7 protein-coding genes are annotated in these 6,122 nt (G+C 50.7%); all 7 read right to left on the reverse strand.

Annotated elements, in window-relative coordinates:
- Nucleotides 1–1,972 (reverse strand): hypothetical protein (locus D6694_14980; GenBank protein RMH34824.1); only part of this gene is annotated, 1,972 nt, incomplete at its 3' end.
- Nucleotides 1,973–3,262, reverse strand: a complete 1,290-nt coding sequence (locus D6694_14985; protein RMH34825.1) for a hypothetical protein — start codon at nucleotides 3,260–3,262, stop codon at nucleotides 1,973–1,975.
- A 12-nt stretch (nucleotides 3,263–3,274) separates the two neighbouring features.
- Nucleotides 3,275–3,745, reverse strand: coding sequence for a hypothetical protein (locus D6694_14990; GenBank protein ID RMH34826.1), 471 nt, complete (start codon nucleotides 3,743–3,745; stop codon nucleotides 3,275–3,277).
- A gap of 69 nt (nucleotides 3,746–3,814) precedes the next feature.
- Entirely contained in the window at nucleotides 3,815–4,477 is a 663-nt protein-coding gene (locus D6694_14995; GenBank protein RMH34827.1) for a hypothetical protein, read from the reverse strand.
- Nucleotide 4,478: 1 nt separating this feature from the next.
- A complete protein-coding gene (locus tag D6694_15000) occupies nucleotides 4,479–4,904 on the reverse strand; it encodes a hypothetical protein (protein RMH34828.1) in 426 nt (141 codons plus the stop codon).
- A gap of 58 nt (nucleotides 4,905–4,962) precedes the next feature.
- Nucleotides 4,963–5,346 (reverse strand): hypothetical protein, encoded by a 384-nt coding sequence (locus tag D6694_15005; GenBank protein ID RMH34829.1) that lies wholly within the window; start codon nucleotides 5,344–5,346, stop codon nucleotides 4,963–4,965.
- Nucleotides 5,343–6,122: hypothetical protein (locus D6694_15010; protein RMH34830.1), on the reverse strand; the 780-nt coding region annotated here is incomplete at its 5' end. The genes D6694_15005 and D6694_15010, both read right to left, overlap by 4 nt.

Below are 6,122 nucleotides of genomic sequence, written 5' to 3' on the forward strand. Positions count from 1 at the left end.
TCTTGGTTCCTGGAATCTTCTCTTGCTGCTGTTCAACGATTCCAGCCATCTCACCTGCCGAGCCAATAACCGATTCATTGGCCGACTGCACACTTGTCTTGTCAGACAATTGGGCATACTTCTTTCCGTCAATCTCAACAGGCTTGAAACGACTTCTATGCGTTTTCGGAATCGAAGTCCATGAACGCCTACGGCCTTTCGCGGTTAGCGCAAACCCTTCGTCATCGGTCTTGATCTCAATTGGCTTGGCAGCATTTTCCTTCATTTTGGTTGCAACGCGCTCTTGCAATGCATCCTCAGCCGTACGTACTTGAACCGATCCGCCAGCGCCGGCGGCGGCCTTGGCTGCCTCAATGACCTCTGGCCTACCATCAGTCAAAACATCTTGAACAACCCTGCCTTCCTTATCGCGGGCGGTAACAACGGTGTCAGATTGCGGCTTCTGATTGATTCCGTACCCAAGAACATCGCCAAGCTTACCATTCAGGGCATCGCGCAATGCCGAGACATCACGATAGATCAACTTTCCTTCTGGAATATCCGCCACCATCGCGCCCTGGGGAATTTCAGGCATTGGCGAACCAGGTGTTATCAGAACAGCAGGCTTGCGCCCTTCCTTAAAAGCATCCAACTGCGCCTTGATTGCGCTCTCCGGTTCGGGAATAGGTAAATCTGGCTGCTGCTGTTCAGCAAGCGCCTTATCAAACTGGGATGAAAGCCTTTCAACATCAGACCTTGCATCTTGCAAGTCAGACTCGAAAACAAAGCGATTGCCCTGGTTTGCGTTGTCTTCAGCCGCACGCAACCTTGCCGACCCTCTTGCTGTGAGAACGTCAATAGGTGTCGTCACAAGCTCGCCGCCAGCTTCAGCAACAAGCTCGCCGGCACTCACATCCTTGCCAGCAGCCTTTGATCCCAAATACTCGCCGCCGGCCCCTCCAGCCATCTGAATAGCTGCCTGATTGAAGATATTGACAAGCTCACCAGACAGCTTGCCCTTTAGTGCCTTGGGAGCAATAAACTTGGATGCAGCGCCGCCGGTCAATCCATCAACCGTTCCAACGAATGCCGCGTGCAAGGCCGATTGTTTGGCTAGCTTGTTCATCAATTTACGATCATCAAGCGCTCGTGCGACAGCATCGGCATCAGTGGTATCAACACCGTGCTCACGCAACCCGTTCATTATCTCCATTGCGAAATCGACAGCGCCAGACCCAGCGCCAAGGCCAGCGGCAAAGCCAACCGGCCCTGCCGCCGCTCCCGCCGCGCCGGAGGCAAGCGCAGCAATCGAAGGGGCCGCACTGCGCGCCGACACTTCCAGCACATACCGCGCAGGATTGCGCATGACGTGCTTCATAACTTCAGAAAGATCATCAGACTGAAGTGCCTTCTCCACGTCTGGTGAATGATGGACCTTGCTTGTCTCACTAATCAACTTGGCCGTTTCACGCAATGCCTTCTTTCGCGCATCGGATAACGTTTTTTGAAGCGATTTCTTTACTTGTGATGCAGCATCTCGCGATTCAGCACTAGGTTGCAGGGCGTTGGTATCGAATCCGACCAATTGCTTGCCGTGCTTATCAACAGGAAGGTTGGAAATGGCGCTAATTCCAAACCCCCTCGATGGGTTGAATTGCTTGCCTTGGGAAGGTCCAGCAAGATCAGCAATATCCAGGTTTTCCGATGGTTCGTTTCCAAGGCTGACGCTTTTAGCCGTTGCAGCATCAGCCTTCAGAAGATTGGCTGCTGCCAGCACATCCTTAGCACCGGCTTTTGCCAGTTCTCCCAAATCTCCATAACTGGGAGCTTCTGAGAAATCTTTGATTGGCGGTCCTTGATGGACAACTTCATCCTCGAAAACAAAGCGCGGCATTGCGCCCGTATCGCTTTCGGTCGTGCTGCCATTGTCGCTCAATGGTGTATCTGTCGCATTGCTGGTTTTTAGCTCATCCTCGAAAACAAACCTTGCCATCTATTGAACCTCAACCCACCGCGTTCCGTCAGATTGGTACCGCTTGCCCGTTGCCCTATCGACCAAGACACGACCTTTGTTGGCGACTGGATCAGGCATGGGCTCCTGTTGCGTTGTTTGTGCCGGCTGCGCTGGTTGTGTTGTTTGTGCCGGCTGTGCCGGTTGTGTTTGCGGAATGCCAACACCGCCCTTAGCTTGGTTGAGAATCTGCAATGCGCGCTGGTGTATCCATTCATCCCTGGTTAAACCGCCATACGCCTTTTTGGTCGCGTCAGGACGCAGGATGTTAGGCCCAAGGGGGTCGCGTGCGTCAGCTTCCTCTTGAGCTATTGAGATAGCCTTGTCCAGATCAATGTTGTTTGCGGCCCTTGAGGGGGTGTTCCATCTGTATTCTGGAGCAACAATGGAATTGCGCCATTCGGTATAGTCGGGGGCATTGTCACCAGGCACGAGATTCCCAAGCGGATCTTTCTTCCCGAACTGCGTGAAATAAGACTGACGCAAATCGCTTTCTTTGACCTTCTGCCCATTGCGCAGAACAACAAGGCCGGCATTGTCCTTTCCGCCGCTTGTATCCCGATACAGCACCTTTCCGGTGCGTGGATCGACCAACGACTTGCCGACAACAACAGGCTTATTTTTCGTGCTTGATGTATCTACATATTCAAGATCAAACGGACGCACCGAGCCATCCTTGTTGATTGCAGCATAAATAATGCGTCCCGTCTTTTTATCCCTAGTCGGAACAACCTTGACAATTTCGCCATGCCTCGCCTTGGTTATCAACTGAGCAACCGGCGTTGTATCAACACCATACTTCTCACTCAATTGCGCCAGAGCAACCGGCAAAAGATCATGGCCTGAGAATCCAATATACGGGTCGTTCTTGTCAGAGGAACGATTGAAAGACATAACCGACTCTCGACCATCGCCCTCTTTCAAAACAGCAACCATCTTATTGCCTTCAGGTGTGGCTACACCTTCAAAATGACTGAACTTCCGGCCTGTCTGATCATGGTCAATGAAATCGTGAGGAATGAGATCGTGCCGCTTGAACATGTCCGTATATTCCTGGGGAGACAGGTCTTTTGTTCCACCATCGGTCTTTAACAGATATTCCGTCATCAGGGCAGACAGCTTCTTACGCCCTTCGCGCTCCAACTTGAGCCGCTGTCTTTCTTCCTCTCGGTACTGGTTTTCCTTTTCCGCCTCTTTCGCTTGGCGCAGTGCAAGGCCGGTCTGAACCCCGCCTTGAAAGCCGCTAGAAAACCCTGCAATCCCAAAGCCCATGATTGCGCCTCCTTACAAGAACGTTGCTATACCAAGGCCAAGGCCGGTGCCAATCAGATTATACAAAGCATTCTGGTTTTGTTGGTAAATCTGTTGATTCATCATGTTGCGCTGATTCGCAAGGCCGGCTGAATAACCCATAGAGCTTAGAGCATCAGCACCCGTCCCCTTGGCGAGTCCAAGCAGCCCCATTTGAGCATTGCGCTTCAACTCGACAGCAGTGGACCTTGCATTATTGCTTGCTCCGGTAATTGCCTTGGCTGCATTCAAGGAGCTTGCCCTATTCAAGGCCCGCCTTTCTTGCGGGTCAATCTGCAACCCGTAACGAGAGGCCGTTCGTCTTTCCACACCCTTTGAAACTTGTAACCCCTGCGATGCCAGCTTCTTGGCATCATGGACGGTCTGTCCGACGAATTTCGGCTTTGTGATCTGGATCAACTGGTCCTCAAGCGGCTTGTAGATGCGCTTATAGTCCCCATACATTTCACGGGAGATTTCAGCCAGTTTGTTGCTTGCGTATGTGTCTGGTGTAGGTGCTCCACCGCCCATGATTTACACCCCCGGTATCCCGTAGCCATATCCTTGGAACTTCTTTATTCCAGGGCCGTTGTAGCCTTCCTGATATGATCCAGACAGATCATTGCCCGATACCCCAGAATTTGCAGGAAAAGAAAGACCAGGCGCTCCCAGTGCCATATATGTTCCAATCGCAGTCCCCGCAACATTGCCCAAAGCATTGTCTTGAAAATTATTCAACTCAGCGGTTGCAGCAGCCTGTGATAGTCCGAGTCTTGCCGAATCCTTGTAACCCGCTGTACCAATAGACTTAATGCCTCGTCCAACCTGAATCGCATTCCCAAGGTTTGATACACGATCGGCCTTGATCTGATTGCTCATACCAGCGACGGTTTTGCCGATTGCTGCGCCTCGTGCGCCGCTTTTCGTCATGGCAGCAAACTTTCCGCTGTTCGGATTGATGCCGGCAGCAAAAGCATTCGTCCGCTGTGAAGCCAATGTCTTATCTACAGCTTGCGAAGCCCCGGCATTGGCCTGACCAAGCTTTATGCCACGGCGGTACTTCTCGCTCGTCAATTCTTTGACGAATTTCTTTTCAAGTGGCTGAAATCGCTTTTTATAGTCCATCCATTGCTGCATGGCGAGATCAGCCATTGCCCGTTCACCTGGGCTTACTTGAACATAGCTTCCACCGCCCATATCAGACCTCCTTTCGGTAAACTGTATAGTCCACCCGCCAACCGCCACGGCGCTCAAATCCACGGCGCTTAGACTTGAATGTGATGAACGTACAGTTAGCGCCTCTAGCCAGTCCTTCTACTTCTTCGCCAAACTTTTCTTGTGCGCGCCCATCCGGTGAATAGGCCAGCCATACAAACAAACCTTGCTCCCCTGTAAATGGAGACTCGATCAACTGAACGACAATGAATCCATAGTCATCATCATCTGGCATATAGATATGCGCCGATCCATTGACACATGCAGCATATACATCTTCAGGCTTCCAATCCCAATCACCATCAATGCGAATCTGCTCTATGTCATCGCGAACACGATCCCATACATGGCGAATATCTACAGCCTCAATTGCCAACCTATCCCCCAAAAACCAAAGCCCCGCCAACATGGGCGGGGCTCAAGCATTTTACCATAAAACGGTAGCCCATATTTCACGGGCTGTCAATTTAGCGGAATCTCGAAAACGGCGCGGTTCTCTCATCCCATACGATACTTTCAACTTCCGCAGTAGTCGTTGCAGCGTCAATTTTCTGATGCAACATCCATTTATGCCTCAATCTAGCCGCAATCCGTTCACCAAGCTCCTTCACCATAAGCCGGACTTCACTTACTGGGATATTGGTATGCACAACATTGTGATAGTCCCTAATGTCCATTGTCGTCTGGCCGGACATTTCCGCAATCAAGACACCATCATATAGTCGCCTGACATCTTCAGGCTTGCAGTCCATGTGTATTCCATTGGCGCACGTATAGCCATGCGCGTCCTCACCATTCATGTGCATCTTGATACATTTCTTAAAAGTAGATTTCAGCCCATCCAAACTCATAGCATCTTACTCCCGATGATTTGATTGCATCGCACTTCAAAATTGCGAACATACAAATTATACGAAGCATTGTTTGTTCTGCCTTGCAATTCAATAGTGTCGCCGGAATTTATGCTTATAGATACATTCTGGCTTTTCCATGAAGCCCACGGACTAAGCTGGCCGCTAGTCCAGACAGAAGCGCCGTTCACCAAGATTCTGAAATAATAAAACCCAACCGTGCTCGTAGAGTATTGCCAATGAACGGTTACGGTCCCATGTTCCTCCATGATGCATTTTCTCAGGGTGACATATGATGCAGATGAAGTCTGAATCTGGGTTGCGTCACCAACAATCTTGTTGGAACCGCCGCCAACATGCCTCGACAGCGTTCCTGTGTATAGGATTGTGTTACCATCCCATTGCATATATTTACTTGCATTCCCAAGCGAAAACTTGGCTACACCGCCAACATTCCCAATCCAGAATCCCGTGCCGGTCGCGAAGGCGGTCTGCCCATACCTGACAATTGGTGATGTCAATTCAAGGGATACAGATATTGTTCCGGCCTTGATCTTGTTTGCTGAAAGGTTGACGATCTTTGCGTCTGTCACGGACGCATCGGCAATCTTTGCGGTTGTAATGGCCGCCGTGCCAATCTTCGCGGTTGTAATAGCGGCATCAGCTATCTTTGCGCTGTCAACAGCAAGGTTTGCGATTTTTGCATTGGTTATTGTGGCATCCTTGATCCAAGCCGCGTCGATATAGACATTGTTCGTTGTCGGGTCAATTGCAAA

It is taken from the genome of Gammaproteobacteria bacterium (genome assembly GCA_003696665.1).
In the GTDB taxonomy this organism is placed as follows: domain Bacteria; phylum Pseudomonadota; class Gammaproteobacteria; order Enterobacterales.